At 47.2% G+C, this 20527-nt stretch carries 19 protein-coding genes; 7 read left to right on the forward strand and 12 right to left on the reverse strand.

Annotated elements, in window-relative coordinates:
- Nucleotides 1–4 precede the first annotated feature (4 nt).
- Entirely contained in the window at nucleotides 5–337 is a 333-nt protein-coding gene (locus P2W83_RS02815) for a hypothetical protein (RefSeq protein WP_276132171.1), read from the reverse strand.
- Between the two features lie 67 nt (nucleotides 338–404).
- Between P2W83_RS02815 and P2W83_RS02820 the strand changes: the two genes are divergently transcribed.
- Nucleotides 405–608, forward strand: a complete 204-nt coding sequence (locus P2W83_RS02820; protein WP_276132172.1) for a hypothetical protein — start codon at nucleotides 405–407, stop codon at nucleotides 606–608.
- 43 nt (nucleotides 609–651) lie between these two features.
- Nucleotides 652–1182, forward strand: a complete 531-nt coding sequence (locus tag P2W83_RS02825; protein ID WP_276132173.1) for an energy transducer TonB — start codon at nucleotides 652–654, stop codon at nucleotides 1180–1182.
- Here P2W83_RS02825 and bla read toward each other — a convergent pair.
- From bla to P2W83_RS02840, 3 genes are read right to left on the reverse strand one after another with little or no spacing between them, the layout of a single operon-like run.
- Complete coding sequence (gene bla, locus P2W83_RS02830) at nucleotides 1179–1913, reverse strand: subclass B1 metallo-beta-lactamase (RefSeq protein WP_276132174.1); 735 nt, start codon at nucleotides 1911–1913, stop codon at nucleotides 1179–1181. The two genes, P2W83_RS02825 and bla, sit on opposite strands and share 4 nt — an antisense overlap.
- Before the next feature lie 7 nt (nucleotides 1914–1920).
- Entirely contained in the window at nucleotides 1921–3117 is a 1197-nt protein-coding gene (locus P2W83_RS02835) for a hypothetical protein (protein ID WP_276132175.1), read from the reverse strand.
- Nucleotides 3117–3761, reverse strand: a complete 645-nt coding sequence (locus P2W83_RS02840; protein WP_276132176.1) for an ATP-binding cassette domain-containing protein — start codon at nucleotides 3759–3761, stop codon at nucleotides 3117–3119. The genes P2W83_RS02835 and P2W83_RS02840 overlap by 1 nt, the downstream gene beginning before the upstream one ends.
- An 87-nt stretch (nucleotides 3762–3848) precedes the next feature.
- Here P2W83_RS02840 and P2W83_RS02845 point away from each other — a divergent pair, with 87 nt between their 5' ends.
- Entirely contained in the window at nucleotides 3849–5621 is a 1773-nt protein-coding gene (locus P2W83_RS02845; protein WP_276132177.1) for an AMP-dependent synthetase/ligase, read from the forward strand.
- Here P2W83_RS02845 and P2W83_RS02850 read toward each other — a convergent pair.
- A complete protein-coding gene (locus P2W83_RS02850) occupies nucleotides 5618–6073 on the reverse strand; it encodes a hypothetical protein (protein ID WP_276132178.1) in 456 nt (151 codons plus the stop codon). The two genes, P2W83_RS02845 and P2W83_RS02850, sit on opposite strands and share 4 nt — an antisense overlap.
- A gap of 43 nt (nucleotides 6074–6116) precedes the next feature.
- Nucleotides 6117–7595: a proline--tRNA ligase gene (proS, locus tag P2W83_RS02855; RefSeq protein WP_276132179.1), complete on the reverse strand. Its 1479-nt coding sequence runs from the start codon at nucleotides 7593–7595 to the stop codon at nucleotides 6117–6119.
- A gap of 98 nt (nucleotides 7596–7693) precedes the next feature.
- Here proS and P2W83_RS02860 point away from each other — a divergent pair, with 98 nt between their 5' ends.
- Together P2W83_RS02860 and P2W83_RS02865 are read left to right on the forward strand one after the other, a co-directional pair.
- Nucleotides 7694–8902: a hypothetical protein gene (locus P2W83_RS02860; protein WP_276132180.1), complete on the forward strand. Its 1209-nt coding sequence runs from the start codon at nucleotides 7694–7696 to the stop codon at nucleotides 8900–8902.
- Nucleotides 8903–9043: 141 nt separating this feature from the next.
- On the forward strand, nucleotides 9044–10576 hold the full coding sequence (locus P2W83_RS02865) for an OmpP1/FadL family transporter (RefSeq protein ID WP_276132181.1): 1533 nt from the start codon (nucleotides 9044–9046) through the stop codon (nucleotides 10574–10576).
- Nucleotides 10577–10624: 48 nt separating this feature from the next.
- On the opposite strand, the gene P2W83_RS02870 is transcribed toward P2W83_RS02865, so the two are convergent.
- On the reverse strand, nucleotides 10625–11800 hold the full coding sequence (locus P2W83_RS02870; protein ID WP_276132182.1) for an App1 family protein: 1176 nt from the start codon (nucleotides 11798–11800) through the stop codon (nucleotides 10625–10627).
- Between the two features lie 145 nt (nucleotides 11801–11945).
- Between P2W83_RS02870 and htpG the strand changes: the two genes are divergently transcribed.
- Nucleotides 11946–13841, forward strand: a complete 1896-nt coding sequence (gene htpG, locus P2W83_RS02875) for a molecular chaperone HtpG (protein WP_276132183.1) — start codon at nucleotides 11946–11948, stop codon at nucleotides 13839–13841.
- A gap of 65 nt (nucleotides 13842–13906) precedes the next feature.
- On the opposite strand, the gene P2W83_RS02880 is transcribed toward htpG, so the two are convergent.
- The 5 genes from P2W83_RS02880 to P2W83_RS02900 form a co-directional block, all read right to left on the reverse strand.
- Nucleotides 13907–14440: a hypothetical protein gene (locus tag P2W83_RS02880; RefSeq protein WP_276132184.1), complete on the reverse strand. Its 534-nt coding sequence runs from the start codon at nucleotides 14438–14440 to the stop codon at nucleotides 13907–13909.
- Nucleotides 14441–14542: 102 nt separating this feature from the next.
- Nucleotides 14543–15022, reverse strand: coding sequence for a hypothetical protein (locus P2W83_RS02885; protein WP_276132185.1), 480 nt, complete (start codon nucleotides 15020–15022; stop codon nucleotides 14543–14545).
- A 105-nt stretch (nucleotides 15023–15127) separates the two neighbouring features.
- Nucleotides 15128–15598 (reverse strand): RDD family protein, encoded by a 471-nt coding sequence (locus P2W83_RS02890; protein ID WP_276132186.1) that lies wholly within the window; start codon nucleotides 15596–15598, stop codon nucleotides 15128–15130.
- Nucleotides 15599–16004: 406 nt separating this feature from the next.
- Nucleotides 16005–17465, reverse strand: coding sequence for an aminoacyl-histidine dipeptidase (locus P2W83_RS02895; protein ID WP_276132187.1), 1461 nt, complete (start codon nucleotides 17463–17465; stop codon nucleotides 16005–16007).
- Nucleotides 17466–18159: 694 nt separating this feature from the next.
- A complete protein-coding gene (locus tag P2W83_RS02900; RefSeq protein WP_276132188.1) occupies nucleotides 18160–18483 on the reverse strand; it encodes a hypothetical protein in 324 nt (107 codons plus the stop codon).
- 10 nt (nucleotides 18484–18493) lie between these two features.
- Between P2W83_RS02900 and P2W83_RS02905 the strand changes: the two genes are divergently transcribed.
- Nucleotides 18494–20485 (forward strand): DNA topoisomerase IV subunit B, encoded by a 1992-nt coding sequence (locus P2W83_RS02905; RefSeq protein WP_420831754.1) that lies wholly within the window; start codon nucleotides 18494–18496, stop codon nucleotides 20483–20485.
- The last annotated feature ends 42 nt before the right edge of the window (nucleotides 20486–20527 follow it).

Raw genomic sequence — 20527 nt, forward strand, 5'->3', positions numbered from 1 at the left:
GGGATTAGCCGGGGAAATTATAGCTCACCCCATTTGTGGTGATATATTCCTCTATGGTCATAACGATCAAATCGTTATCATCTTTAACATTGCGTAAAAACAGGAGTACGTCACATTCGGGGCCCTCATAAGCAACAAAGTCGGTTATCGGATCCGCCGTTGCTGTGTAGCCGGTTACAAACTCCTGTTTTTCAATACTATCGAAAGGTGCGATACAAATGCGCTCGATCTCGCATTTCACTGGTGGCTGACTCTTGATGACGAGTTCCGTACCTTCAAGGTCCTCAAAGTCTTCGCATATTTCCTGCGCCTGTTCGTATGTAAATGGGATGCTCATAGACCGTGCAAAGTTAACGGTTATGTTGGCGTAATTTTTATTGTATTGTATTATAAACGTACGTGTTATGGATCAGCAACCAGGAAAAATACCACAAAAACCGGAAGTACCCGATCCCAACAAGCCGGCTGTACCCGAAGTGCCTAACCCCAACGACCCGCCGATGCCTGAAGAACCGGGCCAACCTGGGCCTGAACCTGTCACTTATCCCCAGGGACCGGAACCGATGATGCCGCCAATGCCCGATCAGCCAGAGGTGCCCAACCTTTGATATAGGCAGAAAAGATTGTAACTTCAGTACAAATACAATGCATATGAAAAGTTCGCTGATCGTTGTTGTATTTGCCCTGAACGCCATTGTTGCATCTGCCCAGTCTCAGGGAGTCATCAACTATGCTTCCAATTGCCCCGACTTTGATTATTGCTACAACTGCGGAGACGATAAAGCAGTATTCCTCGGACGCTTAAAAAACTACTTTGAACAAGCTTTGAACATGCGCGACGTTGACCGCATCGAAGGAGTGGTGTTAGTAGAGATAGCTGTCGATTCAACAGGCAAGCCTTGCGCGCGAAAATTCATCAACCGTAGCAGCAATAGTGCTGGTGAGATCAAAACGCTAGGGCTGGATCATGCAATTGCTCAAATGCCCGTTTGGGAACCCGCAGCGATATCCGGCAAGCCGATAAACAGTCACGTGATCCTGGCGTTCTATTCACACATAACAGGTCATGGCATCTTCGATGTCAACTACCTGCGCAATGATGCCGACAAGCAGTGGCACGTCATCAACGGCAACCGCGAAAGTGTTATTACATATAACGAAGAAGACGCCGCCGCAAACTAGTTAGCAGAAAACATTTTAATAGTATAATCCAGCAGTTCTTCTCCACCGGGATCGCCATGACCGGGCACTACTACTTTCGTCCTGCTGCCAAATTCATTCTTTATTTTGGTTACCGTGTTTGACCACTCCTGCACGTTGGCATCATCAAGATTGCCTTTGCCGGCACCGGCTGCTTTGATCATGCAGCCTCCAAACAAAACTCCCTCATCTGGCAACCAGGTAACAATATTATCTGAGGTATGAGCCGGACCAAAATAGCGCGACTGCACGCGTCCGTTGCCTATCTTCATTTTCAGCTCATCGCCAAAACCGTTGAAAGGTACTGTGTACCCGTTCTTCTCAGCCAATGCGATGGTTCGCGTGTTTGCATACGATTTGATGCCGCGGTTATGAAACTCTTTAAGACCACCAAGGCAGTCGGCATGGAAATGCTCAACGATCACACCTTTTATCGTCACGCCAGGGTACGTAACAGCAAACCAGTCGAGCAATTTCTTGGAGAGCTTATCGTCATGCGGGGTGTCCATAAACACCGCCTCTTTGCCTACTATGTATATTAACCCGTTGCAAGGCACCTTGCCAAACGACTCTGTTTGCATATGCGATACATGCATCAATACATTAGGTGTAATGCCAACAACCTCCAGGTCTTTTGAAATAGGAATATTGGTCTGCGCAAATGCGCCGAAGCAAGTCAAAAACAGAACAAAGCTGAAAAGAACGTTCTTCATAGAATATTTATGTGTGTGATATAGATCGTTTAATTGAAGTTACAACAAACAAGAGCAAGACAACAGTACTGATACCGAAAGCTGCCCAAACCGGCCAACCCGGAAGCGAAGCAACATGAAGCTGCATTTCACGGAGCGCGTTATGAGCAATATACTGAATGCCCAATGCGACCAGCATTGCAAACATTAGTGCAGCCATCACGAGCGGAATGAATTTTTGTAGCAGGAAACTACTTAAGAATTCGGGGCTATAACCGATCTCCAGCAATAGCTTGATAGATGCTTGCGCTTTGGCGATCGTAAGCTCGATAAACAATACGAACACCATCGTTGCTATTCCCATCAGCAATACTGCCAGCAACCCGGTTGCACTAGCTACTACATCTACAATAGCCCTAAGCTTATTCCAACGCAGTTGTTCAGCATTGGTGGTGTAGTCATGATTCTTAAGATAACTTACGAAAAGCGGATCAGAAGGATCTTTCGCTTTGACAATTAGCCGCGACGGACCAATAGCAATACCCGGAGCATACTTCTCGTTGCCATATTTTAAAAAATCTTCGGGCACCAGCACCGAACTGATACGGTCTGAAAATCCAACCACCCTGGCATTCATTGTTTCACCTTGTATCGAATTACCGATCTTCAACTGGAATGAAATAGATTGTATCGACGACTCGGAAAGCTGCGGCAGCCCCTGGCTCAATGCAAAACCATAATTGTACAGATTCAGAAATTCTTTCGAAACAATGATCGGCACCTCTGTTTCGCCTTCCTGCCAATGCCAGTCTTTTGGCAGCTTATCCATGAAGCGCTCGGGCACGGCCTCCAAAAACATCTCCGTCGAAAATCCTACGGCAGCATTCATTACCGCATAAGCAGGAAACCGGTTCGACATCAACGCGCCTACTTCCTGCACCTGTGGAGCACTTTTAAAAGCTTCTATTTCAGCCGGAGTAAAAATTGTGGCATTGGGTTTTCCCATTGTCTCATTGGTCACACGTTTACCTACTGTCAGAAAAGTGCTGCCAAGGCTATCGTTATCGTGCTTGCCAGACAACAGTTCAGTAAAATTCCACCACACCATCACCGCTAGCAGTAGGAGAGTGGTACCAGCAACCAACGCGCCCAGCGATAACCATAACCGCGACCTGCCTTTATTGTGCCGCAGCAACTTATCCAATAACACGCTTCGCTGAGACATTACAGGAGTAATTTTTGCGTGTAAGAAAAATAGTCATTGTCTTCCAGATCGGCTAGTATCAGGCCTGCGTTATTTCTGCTTACTACTTCCTTGATAAGAGCAATCGCATTTTCGATATTCTGCCTGTCCAGGTGACTGAACGGCTCATCCATTAGTAACCATTTAAAGGGCTGCAGCAGTGCGCGAATGATCGCCACCCGTTGTTGTTCGCCGTACGAAAGTGTGCTGGCAACAGCATTCGCTTTGTCACCTATACCCAGGCGTACCATCCAATTCCTCACATCCAGTTGTTCCACTGTATTTGTAAGCACACGTTTTACCTCAAGGTTTTCCCATGCGGTCAGCTCCGGAAATAGTCGCATGTCCTGGAACACGATACCGAGGTTGTCCTTTCGGATGCCGGCCAACTGGTTGGGATCAAAGTTCTTCATACTCTTTCCTTCCCATTTGATAGTCCCGGTATAATCTCCCCGATTGCCGTAGAGAAAATGCATCAGGGTTGTCTTACCGGTTCCGGAAGGAGCCTGCACAAAAACATATTCGCCCGGTTTTATAAATACTTCTCTCCCCCATATGGCCGACGAGCGCCGCTGCACTTCTTCAGCTAACGGTGTGGGTATCAATTGCTCCAAATCCAGTTGCATGGCATACTATTGTTACAATTAGGTAAAAGTAGACATCATCTCCTAATTCGCCGTAGTTAATTACAGCAAAAAAGCTTAAATTTAAGTATGATAAAACGCCTCTTTGATATAGTATCGGCACAAGCCAAAGAGAACCCCAACGCGGTAATGCTGGCAGCCAAAGAGCAGGATATGTGGCGAACTTATAGCAGCGCGGATGTTTGGGAAACAGCCCGGAAACTGGCAGGCGGACTGGAATCATTAGGTATAGCCAACGCTGACCTGGACCCCGAAAAGCAGGAAAAGATCGCGATCATCTCTCCCAACCGCCCCGAGTGGATCATTACGGATGTTGCCGTTCAGCTGACGGGTGGCGTGCTCACCCCTGTATATCCGACCTTGGCGCCCAACGACCTTGCTTACATACTCAAAGAAGCTGAAATAAAAATACTTTTCTTATCGAATAAAGATATTTACGAGCGTTTTAAAGACGCACTTAGCCAGGTACCTACGCTCAAACACATCTTCACTTTCGACAAAGTGGATGGGCTCACCCATTGGCAGGAGCTGATAGCAAAAAACGTTCTGCCAGACGAGCGTGTGATCGAGCGTATCAAGCCCGAAACCTTAACTACCATAATCTATACTTCAGGCACCACAGGCAATCCCAAAGGCGTAATGCTCTCGCACAACAACATTGCCAGCAATGTTCGTGACTGCATGTGCGAATTCTGGTTTGCCAGCAAAGGAGAAAGAGCCCTCAGCTTTTTGCCGCTCAATCACATCTTCGAGAAGATGGTGACCTATGTATACCTGAACGCAGGCGTATCTGTCTATTACGCCGAAAGCATGGACACCATAGGTGAGAACCTGAAGGAGGTAAAACCGGTCGTATTCACTACGGTTCCCCGCCTGCTGGAAAAAGTATATGAAAAGATCTTTGGAAAGGGCCTGGAATTAACGGGCATCAAACGCAAGTTATTCTTCTGGGCTCTGGGCCTTGGTTTCAAATACGATAATATTAACCAGGGCTCGCTCTGGTACCGCATGCAGCTGTCATTAGCCAATAAACTGATCTTCAGTAAATGGCGTGAAGCGCTGGGCGGCAATGTGAGAGCCATTGTTACTGGTGCCGCTGCCTGCCAGGAACGGCTGATACGAATATTTAGCTCGGCAGGCATAACCATCATGGAAGGTTACGGCCTTACAGAAACGTCACCAGTGATCTCGGTAAACAAATATAAAAGCGAAGACCGCCGTATAGGTAGCATCGGCCCAGTGATACAAAATGTAGAAGTAAAACTGGGTGAGGACGGTGAGATCATGGTTCGCGGACAAAACATCATGATGGGCTACTATAAAAACCCATCGTTGACCGCTGAGGTTGTTGACAAAGATGGCTGGTTTAAAACGGGCGATATAGGCACCTGGGTAGAAGACCGCTTCCTCAAGATCACTGACCGCAAAAAAGAGATATTCAAAACAGCGGGTGGTAAATACGTAGCGCCACAGGTCATCGAGAACAAAATGAAAGAGAGCCTGTTCATCGAGCAAATGATCGTGATAGGTAGCGGGCGGAAATTTGTAAGCGCTCTAATTGTTCCTGCGCTTACTCATATCAGGAAACACCTGGAGGACAAAGGCATGAAGACTCCTGCTACAAACGATGAGCTTGTAAGATTACCAGAGGTTGTAGACCTTGTACAAAAGCAGGTAGATAAATACAATCCTTTGTTCGGACACGTAGAGCAGGTGAAAAAATTCGCCTTGCTGCCAAACGAATGGACCATCGACAGCGGCGAATTAACGCCTTCCATCAAGATCAAACGTAAGGTGATCGAACAGAAATACTCGGGCGAGATCGAGAAAATGTACAACTAAACGTTCGTCATCATCGCACCCAATACCGCAAACACGATACCGATACCGTATAACCCCAGCATAACAATGGTGATGATACCGAAAAACTTGAACACGTTTTTCAGGTAGCGGAGTGAATCATTGAACAGTGGCTGATTGTAAGTAGCCAGCGCCTGTTTACTCAGCACCGAAAACTTGTACAACGCCCAGGTAGGATAAAAATAAATGCCGGCTATCAACAGGTAGACGAACATCATACCGATACCCATGCCCGCGCTAAAGGTGTTATTCTGATCGAAAGCAGAAAGCACAAAACCACTTAACAAACCAAACACGGTAAGCAACCCAAGGAAAATAAAGCCAAGTATCGCCAGGAATTTACCCCAGCGTACGGTCTCCAGCATATGAGCCCGGGCCGTTTCGTCTATTCCAAGATTGAAAATATGCTCCTGTTTGTTACCGAATGATTCCATGCAGATAGATTATCCGATAAATATAGTCAAGAGTTTCCGAATATTAGTACGCCCTTGCGAACAGCACACGCTGCGTTGATGGCTTGCCGGTAAGGATACACTTACCTTCTTCCTGTTCGTTGTTCAGCGGTATACACCTGATCGTAGCCTTGGTCATTTCTTTGATCTTGTCCTCGGTTTCCGGTGTACCATCCCAGTGCGCAGAAATAAAACCGCCTTTCTCATCCAGCAGTTTTACAAACTCATCCCAGCTATTGGCTTTTGTAGTATGCTCGGTTCTATAATTGAGCGCACGCTGGTACATATTCGACTGGATGTCTTCCAGCAGTTTTGCAATATTGTCGGTTAGTCCGTCAAGCGACTGTGAAGACTTTTCTTTTGTATCGCGGCGGGCCACTTCTACCTGGTTGTTTTCCAGGTCGCGGGCACCAAGTGCTATACGCACGGGCACGCCACGCAGTTCGTATTCCGCAAACTTCCAGCCCGGACGGTTGGTATCGTCGTTGTCGAACTTCACGCGAATGCCCTTAGTCTGCAGTTCTTTGATCAACTGCGTTGCTTTCTCATCTATCTTTTGTCTTGCGCCCGCATCTTTGTTATAGATCGGCACGATAACCACTTGCAGCGGCGCCAGTTTCGGCGGCAATACTAATCCCTGGTCATCGCTATGTGCCATTACAAGTGCTCCTATCAGCCTGGTAGATACCCCCCAAGAGGTTGCCCAGACGTATTCCATCTTGTTCTCTTTGGTAGAGAACTGTACATCGAATGCTTTAGCAAAGTTCTGACCCAGGAAGTGTGAAGTACCTGCCTGCAGGGCTTTACCATCCTGCATCAGCGCTTCTATGCAATAAGTTTCCTCAGCACCGGCAAAACGTTCGTTGGCCGATTTAACACCACGGATCACAGGCAGCGCCATGTATTCTTCGGCAAACTCGGCATATACCTCAAGCATGCGCTCCGTTTCCTCGATAGCTTCTTGTTTGGTTGCGTGAGCGGTATGCCCTTCCTGCCACAGGAACTCAGCCGTACGCAGGAACAGTCGGGTACGCATCTCCCAGCGCACTACGTTAGCCCACTGATTCACCAGTATGGGGAGGTCGCGGTAAGATTGTACCCAGTTTTTATAAGTACTCCAGATAATGGTTTCTGAGGTCGGACGAACGATCAGTTCCTCTTCAAGCTTAGCCTCCGGGTCAACAATAACACCGCTACCGTTGGGGTCGTTCTTCAGGCGGTAGTGGGTTACTACAGCACATTCTTTGGCAAAACCTTCTACGTGGGCAGCCTCTTTACTCAGGAAGCTTTTGGGGATAAACAGCGGAAAATAAGCGTTTTGATGGCCTGTTTCCTTAAACCTGCGGTCCAGCTGGTCGCGCATGTTCTCCCACAGGGCAAACCCATAAGGTTTGATCACCATACATCCGCGTACTGCCGAGTAGTCGGCAAAGCCGCCTTTCAGGATGAGGTCATTGTACCATTGGGCGTAATCCTGTTCACGTGATGTTAAAACGTTGCTCATAAGAAGATTGGCATACTTTTCGAGGTTCTACCAAATTGGCAGAATGCCGCAAATGTAGTAATTTCACTAAGCAATTAAACGCAAAATCTATTCAAAAAATGAAACGCTTCCTCTTAACTGGTTTGTTGATTTTGGGGTTAGGGCAGATTGCGACCTACGCTCAGCAAAGAGGTACTTACACAGACGATATCTACTACAACAGCTCGGATGCAAAAAAAGAAGCTGAAGCCCGCAAGCGCAGAGCAGCGGAGGCAGCAGCAGCTCGTGAGGCAGCAAGGACTCAGGAAGAACAGGAAAGGGACAACACTTATTCAAGCTCAGGCGATGAAGCCCGAAACACTGGCGACAATGCAACTACTTACAGGCGTAGCTACGAAACAGACGCCGATGGCGATGGTTACATCGACGCCAATGACGACTACTACTACACTTCTCGTGTACGCAGGTTTAGCTACAATTCATGGGGTGGCTATTATAGCCCGTTCTATGACCCATTCTGGTATGGTCCGGGATATTACAGCCCAGGTTACTACGGTTCAGGTGTAACAGTGACTATTGGTTATGGTTGGGGACCAAGCTGGGGTTATGGCTACGGCTGTGGTCCTGCCTGGGGTTATCCTTACTATGGGTGGGGTTATCCTTATGGTTATGGCTACGGTTGGGGCTATCCCTACGGTGGTTATGGCTACGGCTACCCTTACTATGGTTACGGCTACGGAGCGGGATATAATCATGGATTTTACGATGGCTACCATTACGGCGGTGGATATGGCGGATACGGTGGCACTCGCCCTGTATACGGACCACGCAGTTCTGTAAGCAGCAACAGTTACGGCCCTCGTGCCGGCCGCGGAACATTGCCGGCTTCGGGCGGCCTTATCCGCCAGCAAAGAATGTCTGGCCCTGACGGCAGCGCTGTGATCTCTAACGATCCTTCAAATTCAGTAAGATCAACACGCGAACTTCCTTCGCGCGCTATACAGGAACCGAATGGCACTACTGTAGAGAGAAGCAGGCGTTTTGAACCATCTGAGCCAGCTGCACAGCAGCAAATGCAGGAACGCCGCATGCAGCGCAGCCGCATCTTTGGTGGTGGACAAAGCAACCAAATGGAAAACTCAAGGCGTTTTCAGCAGCGCGAACAACCTGCTTACGAACAACGTCAGCAGCGCTCATATGAAGCTCCGCGATATCAACAGTCAGCTCCATCAAGAATGCAATCTTCTCCAAGCATGGGTTCACCAAGGGGTGGCGGCTTCGGAGGCGGCGGTGGTAGTTTTGGTGGCGGTGGCGGCCGTCGTCGTTAAAAACAATACTTCATTTTCAATGCGCTATTTGTTAAAATAGCGCATTGTTTTTTAACAGCGGTATAGTTTTTGTTTTTCTGATATTTGTTAAATACGTTTAAACATTTTCCGCGTCCCATAGTCTAAACAGAAATGGCTTTTATGAACAACCGCCTTTTATCTTTCCTACTGGTATTATCAGGCGTTTCAGGTTTTTATACCGTATCGGCACAAGATGAGACCGACGCGCTGAGATACTCTTTTCTACAACCTATGGGTACTGCCCGCTCTATGGGCTTAGGTGGTGCAATGGGTTCTGTTGGTGGCGATTTCACGTCGCTCAGTATTAACCCCGCGGGTATCGGTGTGTATCGCAACTCAGAGTTTATGATAACGCCGTCGCTCAAGATCAACAATATCGATGGTCTGTACCAGGGGCAGACAATGAGCGAAAACAACACACGCTTTAACTTCAACAACATAGGTGCGGTATTCACCCGTACACCACGTGGGAAACGTTACGACTGCGCAAAATGGAGAGCAGTATCGTTCGGCATAGGCATGAACCGCCTGGCCGATTTCAACCGTAATGTTATCTATGGTGGTCGCAACACCCAGAGCTCGTTCAGTGAGATATTTGTGGCAGACGCGGCCAACTTCGATGTGATCAACAATACGCAAGACCTCCAGGACCTATCCACATTGTCTGGCATAGGCTGGCAATCTTTCCTGATGGATACTATTGGCGGCAAATTTTTCACGACAGTTCCTTTTACTACCGGCGTGCTCCAGCAACGCGCTCTTCGCGAGCGTGGTGGCGTTAACGAGATCGCCATCTCTTTCGGCGGCAATTACAAAGAGCAATTGATGCTTGGTGCAACACTGGGCCTGCCTGCAGTGAACTACAACCGCACCATGGTATTTGATGAGGTAGATGCAACCAACGACCCCAACAATAATTTCTCCAGCCTTTCATTTGCTGAAGACTTATCATCATCTGCTCTTGGTATCAACCTAAAACTTGGTTTCATTTATAAGCCATCAGATAAATTCAGAATAGGCGGCGCACTACACACGCCTACATACCTCGGATTCTCTGATGTGCAGAACAGGTCGATAGTAACGAATACAGAAGCCTTCGGCGGAAAGCAGACGCTTGCTGCTATCAATGATATTCCCGAACAAATATTTGACTATGGCCTTACTACTCCATGGAGGGGTATCGTGAGCGCTACAGGCTTCCTGGGTAAACACGGTTTCATCACTGCCGATTATGAGTATGTAGACTACGCTTCTGCACGCTACCATTTCGACGGTGCATTTGTTAATAGCGAATCATTCATCAACCAGTTGATCAGGCAGCGCTACAGGGGTGCCAGCAATTTCCGCATAGGTGCCGAAGGCCGTTTTGATCAACTAATGGTGCGTCTTGGATTTGGATACTATGGTAATCCTGAAAAAAATGGCGGCGATGACCGCATGAGCATTTCTGCAGGTGTTGGTTATAGGTTCGACAATTGGTTTGTTGATCTTGGTTTCATGAACACGCAATACCAGGAACACGAACTGCCTTACCAGGCAAAATATCCCGAGAATTATTATCCCGATCTTCCTTCGGGCATAATACCGATACCACAGGCTGCCATCAAAAACAGCCTGAATAATGTAGCCCTCACACTGGGCTGGAAATTCTAGGACATGACTTTGTAATTATATACTGCGGCTCCTGTACAGGAGCCGTTTTTATTTTGCATCACCTGTAACAGTGGCTTCTTCTTTGCCGGGAAGCTGGCCTTTGTCTTCTGCTTTATCCTGTTCAATAGCAGGTATCGCTTCGCGATAGATGAGCCCTGTTTTTGCCGCATGGTCTGCAGCTTCGGTGGTATTATCAACGATCACCATTTCCAGCTTTTGCTGCGATAATTCTTTGGAGATATCAAGAGCAATTTTCTCCCGTTCTGCAAGCTGCACGTCGCGTATGTAGATGGCTAGTATTCTTCCGGGAAATTGCAGCGCTACCTCCCGGTATATCTTCGGGTCTTCCTGTCCACTGTCACCCACCAGCACGAAATTCAGATCAGGATACGTGAGCAGGATCCTTTCTATCTCGCCAAACTTATGCCCCATATGCCCGCCGCCGCTTTTCAGTATCGAGTTATTGGCCATCCCGAAATCGCGTAGCAATAACGGTCCGGCTGGTATCTCGTTCAGGTCAAGAAAATCGCGCAGCAGGTCGTACATATTCCATGGACTGCTACTGACGTAGAAGAACGGATTATTACGCTTGCCATTCCTGCCCAGCTGCAGCGATTTATAAAACTCAGACACCCCCGCAAATGGCAACCTTGTCTTCGCATTGTTCAGAAACACGGTCCTCGCCATGGCCAGCATATCGGTTGCCGATGTGCGCACGATTGTATCGTCAATATCGCTGATGATACCATACTCTGCGTCCAGCGGCGGTATCATCACCTCTGCCTTTGCACTGAAGCCGGCAGTGTATGGTTTCGGGATATCGGTCAGGTGTAGGTCTACCCCATGCCAAAGATTCTCGCGTATCACCGGCTTTTCCGGAACCAGGTCGAAATGAAAATAGCCTTCGTTATCAGTTACCGCGTGCTGTTCTTCTTCGCCGAATACGGCTTTAATAGTTGCGCCGACTACTTCATCACTCTCAAAGCGTTTATACATGTTCAGCAGGTTGTTCAGGATGGTGTCCTTGTCCCCTGCCCCGGCAATCTTCTCATCTTCCAGCACCCTGCCCTTCAGGTACAGCCTGTTCAGTGTGCCATAGGTACGGTACGGCAGTATCTGGATCGGATCGACGTACCCCATCCGGAACTTCAGCCTATCGGCCAGGCGGTTGAAGTCAGATTCTATTTCCGTGACATATTTTCCAAACAGTTCTTTCCAATCCATGACAAATGATTCTAAACTGAAGGTAAAAACTCCGCGCCATTCGCCTCAAAGCCGCTAAAATGCTGACATTTTGACAAGTTAGAACCATTTGGAATGGCGCTTGTTATCTAACTTTGACAACCATAAATATAAAAAACATTAGACCATGCAGGAGAAAGGCACTATTTCCATCCATACCGAGAATATCTTCCCCATCATTAAGAAGTTTCTGTATTCTGATAACGAGATCTTCCTGCGAGAGCTTACATCGAATGCAGTAGATGCTACACAAAAGATCAAACGCCTGTCTTCGCTGGGCCAGTTCAATGGCGAACTCGGCGAATTGCGTGTTGAGGTGAGCTTCGATAAAGACGCTAAGACTATCACCATCTCCGACAACGGCCTGGGTATGACCGACGAGGAGATCAAGAAATACATCAACCAGATCGCCTTCTCTGGCGCTACCGAATTCATGGAGCGCTTTAAAGATGCAAAAGACGCTAACGAGATCATCGGTAAGTTCGGTCTCGGTTTCTACTCTGCCTTCATGGTAGCTGATAAAGTAGAGATCAACACGCTTTCTTACCAGGATGGCGCAGCACCTGCACGCTGGATATGCGACGGCAGCACCGAGTTTGAAATAACAGACGGCGACCGCACACAACGCGGTACCGATGTGATACTCTACATCAACAGCGACTCAGAAGAATTCCTCGATGAATTCAAGCTGCAGGGGATACTGGATAAATACTGCAAGTTCCTGCCAGTGCCTATCAAGTTTGGTATGCGTACCGACCGCGAACCAGATGGCGAGGACGAGACAGGCAAGATGAAGTATAAAGAGGTGGAGATCGATAACATCGTCAACACTACAAAACCTATCTGGACCAAAGCGCCTTCTGAACTCACAGACGAAGACTATCTCGATTTTTACGACGAGCTGTACCCAATGTCAGAACCACCGCTGTTCTGGATACACCTGAACGTTGATTATCCTTTCAACCTGACGGGTGTACTCTACTTCCCTAAAGTGAAGAACGAATTCGAACTGCAACGAAATAAGATCAAATTGTTCTCTCGCCAGGTATTCATTACCGACGAAGTAAAAGACATCGTTCCTGAATTCCTGATGCTGTTGCATGGTGTTATCGATTCTCCGGATATCCCGCTGAACGTATCGCGCAGCTTCCTGCAGGCCGATAGCAATGTGAAGAAGATCAATGCGCACATCACCAAGAAAGTAGCCGACAAGCTGAGCGAGCTATACAAGAAGGACCGCAAGGCTTACGAAGAGAAATGGAAAGACATTGGCTTGTTCGTGAAATACGGTATGCTGAGCGATGAGAAGTTTTACGACAAGGCGAAAGACTTCGCGCTGCTCACCAATACAGCCAACGAATACTTTACGCTGGAAGAATACAAGACAAAAGCCGAAGTGCTGCAAAAAGATAAAGACGGCACCACGGTGTACCTCTATAGCAACAACCCCGGCAAACAGGATGCCTTTATCCAGTCTGCAAGGAATAAAAGCTATGACGTGCTGCTGATGGATTCACCTATCGACAACCACTTCATCGGCCAGCTGGAACATAAACTGGAAAAGACGGCGCTGAAACGGGTAGATGCAGACGTTATCGACAAGCTGATAGACAAAGGTGACACCATTGCGCACGTACTGAGCGAAGACGAAAGCAGCAAAGTAAAAGCGGTGTTTGAGAAAGCCATCAACAAGCCTGCTATGAGCGTAGAAATAGAAAGCCAGAGCGCCGACGAACTGCCGGTAAGCATCACAATGAACGAGTTCATGCGCCGAATGAAAGATATGGCTGCCATGGGCGGCGGCGGACCGATGAATTTCTACGGCGCACTTCCTGACAACTACAAAGTAGCCATCAACGCCAACCACAAGCTGGTGACGCGCATACTGAAAGCAGAAACCGAAGAGAAGCAGACGCAACTAGCTAAACAAGCTTACGATCTTGCCTTGCTCTCACAAGGCATGCTCACCGGCAGCGACCTGACCGAGTTCCTGAAGCGTAGCGTGGATATGATAGAACAATAAGCGAACAATAATAAACAAGAAAGCCTCCCATTCGGGAGGCTTTTTCTATTAGTCGTGAATTAAGATTAGCTATTGTACAAACAGGTAAACATTTCCTGCAGCTTTCCTGTTTGTTTGCCTTTCACTTTGGGGCTTTTGAGCTCCTGTCCCGGCACATCTATCTTCAGATCTGTGATCGGCGATTTGGCCAGCTTCTGCAAAGTCTCTTTAGGCAAATCGAAGTTTAGATAATAAACCGAATAAACATAGACAGTTCCTGCGCCGCCACTGGCTGCCTGTGTAACAGGACTGCTTGTTTCGCTTGTCGGTATAGTCACAACTGAACCATCCTCTAGCTTAAGTAATAGCGGAGTGCCTTTTTCTATTTTCTGGTTAGCCTCACCGTTCATGGCTATTCCCCATTTCATAGAGGACTTGCCTTCACTCTGGCTCAGGTCCACACTCCATTTGAGCCCGCTGCCGCTCAATACCACGCGACCGGTTTTTTCAGTTTTGTTGGTAAATGCGTCTTTCTTTGATTTCATGCCGGGACAATCTTGCGCATAGGTGCTTATGCCCAACATCAATGAAACGCCAAATAAAAACAGGGATTTCTTCATATTTGATAGATTTGAGCAACAAAATAGATGAAAAACATTTCTTTTCATAACTGGTAGTGTCCTGTGTCAGGTGGAAACACCTGACAGCACTATTACAGAGTTTTAGTTAGGTACGTTTATTATAGCATCTAAGAAAGTATCCCTCACACCGAGAATGAAATCAGGACTATCAACGCTTACAACGTAATAATACGACGTCTCCTTACTGTTGGGGTTTGGCCATAGATAATTCTTACTATCGTTCAAATATTTCAACTCCTCTTCTTGTACTGTTCTAATCACTGTACCACCTTTACTTCTGTTATTAATATAATTGATAACTGAATCAACATTCCTTGCCGGAACTCCCATTTTAGTATAATAACTATTTCGGTCAATTGAATCAGCACCTAATGCGGGTTTAATAAACGCCACTTCTATTTCTGAGGCGTTCAAAACTCCGATTGGTTTTCTATCATCGCATTTCCTAAAACATGTAACGATCATGACAAGAGTTCCGCCAACTATTCCGATAAGCCCCTTGCCAAGCATTGATAGTTGAGATTGGTCGCCAAGATTATCCCAAAATGTTCTCTTCTCCATTAAAATATTTATTTCTTTCGTCGCCTGCGAGTCTCTTGCAAAGGACTCGCAGGCATCAAGGTGAAGGCGCCGAGTCCCTATTCAGAAGACTCGGCGAGAACTAAACTAAACTTTTACCACAACTGACCCTGCGAGAAAATCATGAATTGCCCTACGCTTATCATTCAGGAACATTGTGATAAGCTCTAAACACATCCAAATAAATGAAATCATGAATTCAGTCATCTCATACCCTTCAATCGATTGCTTGTTAAAGACAAAAACGAGAATGTACACAAACAAAGCTACTTCACTTACTATCCAAGGCAGTTCGCGATAAAATGCCCTCAAAAATCCAATAGTTGCATCTTCAGAGACGTCCAGAACCTTTATCCCCATTATCTTCTTTCCCAGTGTTTGACCATACTTTCCATGGCAGAAAATGAAGTAGGTCGCGACAACGGCAGTATAAATAATTGTTGAGAAGATAAACTGTGAAAAAATAGATTCAACCTCAATAAATGAATATGGAATAAACAAAACGCTGTCAATTATGCTTGCTCCTAACCGTCTCCAAAAAGTTCTATACTTGTTCATTTCCAAATTATGATAAGTGTTGTCAGGTGGTCCCACCTGACAACAAAGACTCGGCGAGTGCTACAAAAAAAGCATCTTAAACGTTTCAAGTTGTATTTCCGTAAATTCTATGGCATCGTTTGACTCCGGCTTCAAAAAACACCCCCATGTATTATTTACCAACGAAAAAGGGTGATCTGCAATCTCAATTTTCCAAATAGTTGTGCCGGGCCCCTCAAGTTTGTCAAAGACGTTTATTGAATACGTATCAGCCAGAATGTTGCATATCGTTGCCAAATCCGCCTCATTATTGAAATTGTCAAGATCATAAACTACGGCACCGTTTAAATCTCTTTGCTTAATCACCTTTTATCTATTAAAAGCTAACACCTATTTAGTACAACATTTCCACCTGACAACAAAAAAGTTATTTCTTCACCGGTATCCTGTTCACCACCTCCAGCAAATACTTCCAGAACTTCTGCACTGAGCTGATCTGGCAGCGTTCGTCTGGTGAGTGTGCGCCGTAGATATTCGGACCGAAAGAGATCATTTCCATTTCCGGATAGTTCCTGCCCAGTATACCGCATTCCAGTCCGGCGTGTACGGCGTTCACATGTGCCGGTTCGCCAAACATTTCTTTATAAGTATCGCTCATCAGCTTCACGATAGTAGCATTGGGGTTAGGCTGCCAGCCGGGGTAAGCGCCGCCGGTCGTTACATTGGCTTCCATCAATTCAAACGCGCTGGTGATGGCCATCCTCAGGTCGTCCTTCTCCGTTTCTACCGAGCTGCGGGTCAGGCACTGGATGCTGTAGCTGCCATCTTCCACCAACACACGCGCCAGGTTGTTAGAACTTTGCACCAGCCCCTGGATATCCGGGCTCATACGGTAGATACCATTAGGGCAAGCATAGATCACGCGCAGCAGTTTCTGCTGAAACTCTTTATCCATCACCTGCGTCGGCATCACCGTACCATTCAGGCTCAGCAGCAGGTTAGGGTCTGTTGTTTTAAACTCTTTACGCAGTATCTCGGCAAACTGCGCTACGGTCTCTTTTACCGCAGCCACATGTTTATCCTCAACTGCTATCGTCGCAAACGATTCGCGCGGTATCGCATTACGCAGGCTGCCGCCGTTGATATCTGTGATACGTATATCGTATTTGCCTGTCAGCTCCAGCAACACGCGGTTCATTAGCTTATTAGCATTACCGCGGCCCAAGTGTATATCACCGCCTGAGTGTCCGCCTGTCAATCCAGTTACCGAAAGTTCAAAAGCCTCTCCTACCGGAGCGTTTACTTGCTGGTAATTTCCAGTCGCCGTTGCATCGATACCACCCGCACAGCCTATCGTCAGCTCGGTATCTTCTTCCGTATCCAGGTTCAGCAGCATCTTGCCGGTCAGCAGGCCGCCTTTCAATTCCAGCGCGCCGGTCATACCCGTTTCTTCGTCAATGGTAAACAAGGCCTCCAGCGGCGGGTGCGCAATATCGGTTGACGACAACAGCGCCATGATAGCAGCTACACCGATACCGTTATCAGCACCCAGCGTTGTGCCTTTAGCTTTCACCCAGTCGCCATCCACATACATCTCAATACCTTGTGTATTGAAATCGAAAGTGGTGTCACTGTTCTTCTGGTGCACCATATCCAGGTGGCTTTGCAGCACAATGGTCTCGCGGTCTTCCATTCCTTTCGATGCAGGCTTGCGGATGATCACGTTCCCTGCTTCATCCACCTTGGTTTCCAGCCCCAGGACTTCACCAAATTTCTTTACAAAGTCAATCACACGTTCTTCCTTCTTCGAAGGACGCGGAACTGCGTTCAGGTCAGCAAAATGATTCCACAAAGCGGTGGGTGCCAGCTGGCGTATCTGTTCGTTCATGTATTTATTGTTTAAACCGTACGGTGCGGAAAATTACATATTTCCCGCAAAAGCTGAGCCGGCGGGAAATACATTTCTATTTAACTATAATTTATTGTATATTTGCAATAGCCCTGTTTACGTTGTTGACGTTTTTGCTACTCTAAAAAAAGTGCTAACAATGTTAACAAATGTAAACAACAGAAACCCTATGTCATCCCGAGCTATTGCAGCTGAATCGATGATTGCGCCCTCTTTGCGAGGGATCCCACACAGCGTGGGCTCCCTCGCTGCATCGCATCTCCCGGATCAGCACCAGTTACTCGGGATGACAGAAGTGTTTCGACACCGGATGTATTTTTTCAAACCCATCAAAAAGTACACAATTGTACACAACGACTCGAATCCCAATCAGTTATATCAGTTTAATCTGAGGTTCAGAAACCCCGACAACAACTGTTATCATTTCAAAAACGACATTCCATGAGAACGCCATTCGCAAACCACACTCCTTCAATAATTTACATGCTCAAACGTCGCGCGGCAACAAAAATCTTGTCTTTTTAAAAACTCCGAAAACGGCAACAAAAGTTATCAATTCCGCAGTCGGCCCAATCGATGAAAATTCAGTAGCATTCTGTAACAAATTCGTCCTCAACACCGGCAGTGGCACATTTTTCATGAATTTCCAATAACGCATTATGTAACAATTTAATCAGTCGCCCAGGTTAAACCGGGGTTCAGATATGAAAAAAACAGCACCTAAGAAAACAGCTAAGGCCAAGCCGGCCCCTGCTAAAAAAACGGCAAAGCCAGCAGCAAAAGCCCCGGCCAAAAAAGCCGTAGCAAAGGCCAAACCAGCGGCTAAAGCTAAGCCTGCAGCCAAAAAAGCGCCAAAAACTGCCGCAAAACCCGCAATCAAAAAGGCAGTAAAACCGGCTAAAAAAACACAGATCGTCACCAAAAAGGTGGCTGCGCCGGCTAAAAAAACGGCTGCCAAACCAGCAGCAAAAGCACCGGCCAAAGCCAAACAGGCCAAACCTGTGGTTGTGGAAAAACCGAAAAATTATGCACAACCCGCGGCCAAAGCCAAACCTTCTAAAAACAATTCGGCTAATTCTATTTCTTTGCAGAAAGGAAAGAAGAAAGACATGGCAGAATTAACTAATCAGTATACCGAAGACAGTATCCGGTCGCTCGACTGGCGCGAACACATCCGCCTGCGTCCCGGTATGTATATCGGTAAGCTGGGCGATGGCAGTAGTGTTGACGATGGTATCTATATCCTGCTGAAAGAGGTGGTAGACAACTGTATAGATGAATACACCATGGGCTTCGGCAAGCGTGTAGATCTGAAAGTGCAGGACGGAACTGTAAGCGTGCGTGACTACGGTCGTGGTATCCCCCTGGGTAAAGTGGTAGATGTTGTAAGTAAGATCAATACAGGTGCGAAGTACGATAGCAAAGCCTTCCAGAAATCGGTGGGCCTGAATGGTGTGGGTACCAAGGCGGTGAACGCCCTGAGTAGCTATTTCAAGGTATCGGCCTTCCGCGAAGGCAAAATGAAAACTGCCGAGTTTGAAAAAGGCGTACTGACAAACGAACATAAAGAAACAACCACCAGCGAAGCAAACGGCACAGCTGTATTTTTCACTCCGGATGATTCGGTATTCCGCAACTACCACTTCCTGAGCGAATACATTGAGAACCAGGTATGGAACTACTGCTACCTGAATGCGGGCCTGCTGATCAACTTCAATGGCAGGAACTATGTTTCAAAGAACGGTCTGCTTGACCTCTTGCAGCGCAAGACCAATCCCGAAACCATGCGCTACCCCATCATTCACCTGAAAGGTGAAGATGTGGAACTGGCCATTACACATACGGGTGATTACGGCGAGGACATCTACTCGTTCGTAAATGGTCAGCATACCACACAAGGTGGTACACACCAGGCTGCTTTCCGTGAGGCTTATGTAAAAGTGATCCGCGATTTCTTTAAGAAAGACTACGAAGCATCGGATGTACGCCAGAGCATTTGCGCGGCTATCGCCGTTCGAGTGCAGGAGCCAGTATTTGAATCGCAGACCAAGACCAAACTTGGTTCGCTGACCATGTCTGAAGGCGGCCAGTCTATGAAGTCATTCATGCTGGAATTCCTGTCTAAGGAGCTGGATAACTACCTGCATAAGAATCCGACCGTTGCCGATGCACTGAAGAAACGTATCGAACAAAGTGAGCGTGAACGCAAAGAACTGTCAGGCATCCGTAAGCTGGCCAACGAACGTGCGAAGAAAGCCAACCTTCATAATAAGAAACTGCGCGATTGCCGCATTCACCTGAACGACGATCCGCCAAGCAAAAACAAAGAAGAGTTTACAGCAAAACAACTGGAGAGCACCATCTTTATTACCGAGGGTGACTCGGCCAGCGGTTCAATTACCAAGAGCCGGCATGTGGAATCACAAGCGGTATTCAGCTTGCGTGGTAAGCCGCTTAACTGCTATGGCCTCACCAAGAAAGTAGTGTACGAGAATGAAGAGTTCAACCTGCTTCAACACGCGCTGAATATTGAAGAAGGTATGGAAGGCCTGCGCTATAACAATATCATTATAGCCACCGATGCCGACGTGGATGGTATGCACATCCGCCTGCTCATCATGACGTTCTTCCTCCAGTTCTTCCCAGACCTGGTACGTAACGGCCACGTGTTTGTACTCGACACACCACTGTTCCGTGTGCGTAACAAACAGAAGACCATTTACTGCTACAGCGACGAAGAGCGCAGGCGCGCCATTGCAGAACTGGGCAGCAAACCCGAGATCACACGATTCAAAGGTTTGGGTGAGATATCACCTGAAGAGTTTGCACAATTCATAGGTGAAGACATGCGCAAGGAACCCGTGCTGCTAAGCCACGATGCACAGATACAAAAACTGCTGGAATACTACATGGGCAAGAATACGCCGCAACGCCAGGTGTTCATTATCGACAACCTGCGTGTAGAGAAAGACCTTATAGAAGAAGTAGCAGCATCCTAAAATATCGAATGGCGCCCTTTGGGCGCCATTCTTATTATTAAT

Source organism: Polluticoccus soli (assembly GCF_029269745.1).
GTDB classification, from domain to species: Bacteria; Bacteroidota; Bacteroidia; order Chitinophagales; family Chitinophagaceae; genus Polluticoccus; species Polluticoccus soli.

Bases quoted from the DNA above. Each gene is read 5' to 3' on its own strand.
- P2W83_RS02850 (WP_276132178.1), bottom strand. From the start codon at position 6,073: ATGGAATCATTCGGTAACAAACAGGAGCATATTTTCAATCTTGGAATA.
- P2W83_RS02840 (WP_276132176.1), bottom strand. From the start codon at position 3,761: ATGCAACTGGATTTGGAGCAATTGATACCCACACCGTTAGCTGAAGAA.
- P2W83_RS02865 (WP_276132181.1), top strand. From the start codon at position 9,044: ATGAACAACCGCCTTTTATCTTTCCTACTGGTATTATCAGGCGTTTCA.
- P2W83_RS02860 (WP_276132180.1), top strand. From the start codon at position 7,694: ATGAAACGCTTCCTCTTAACTGGTTTGTTGATTTTGGGGTTAGGGCAG.
- P2W83_RS02845 (WP_276132177.1), top strand. From the start codon at position 3,849: ATGATAAAACGCCTCTTTGATATAGTATCGGCACAAGCCAAAGAGAAC.
- P2W83_RS02870 (WP_276132182.1), bottom strand. From the start codon at position 11,800: ATGGATTGGAAAGAACTGTTTGGAAAATATGTCACGGAAATAGAATCT.
- P2W83_RS02885 (WP_276132185.1), bottom strand. From the start codon at position 15,022: ATGGAGAAGAGAACATTTTGGGATAATCTTGGCGACCAATCTCAACTA.
- proS (WP_276132179.1), bottom strand. From the start codon at position 7,595: ATGAGCAACGTTTTAACATCACGTGAACAGGATTACGCCCAATGGTAC.
- P2W83_RS02815 (WP_276132171.1), bottom strand. From the start codon at position 337: ATGAGCATCCCATTTACATACGAACAGGCGCAGGAAATATGCGAAGAC.
- P2W83_RS02835 (WP_276132175.1), bottom strand. From the start codon at position 3,117: ATGTCTCAGCGAAGCGTGTTATTGGATAAGTTGCTGCGGCACAATAAA.
- P2W83_RS02880 (WP_276132184.1), bottom strand. From the start codon at position 14,440: ATGAAGAAATCCCTGTTTTTATTTGGCGTTTCATTGATGTTGGGCATA.
- P2W83_RS02890 (WP_276132186.1), bottom strand. From the start codon at position 15,598: ATGAACAAGTATAGAACTTTTTGGAGACGGTTAGGAGCAAGCATAATT.
- P2W83_RS02825 (WP_276132173.1), top strand. From the start codon at position 652: ATGAAAAGTTCGCTGATCGTTGTTGTATTTGCCCTGAACGCCATTGTT.
- P2W83_RS02895 (WP_276132187.1), bottom strand. From the start codon at position 17,465: ATGAACGAACAGATACGCCAGCTGGCACCCACCGCTTTGTGGAATCAT.
- bla (WP_276132174.1), bottom strand. From the start codon at position 1,913: ATGAAGAACGTTCTTTTCAGCTTTGTTCTGTTTTTGACTTGCTTCGGC.
- htpG (WP_276132183.1), top strand. From the start codon at position 11,946: ATGCAGGAGAAAGGCACTATTTCCATCCATACCGAGAATATCTTCCCC.
- P2W83_RS02820 (WP_276132172.1), top strand. From the start codon at position 405: ATGGATCAGCAACCAGGAAAAATACCACAAAAACCGGAAGTACCCGAT.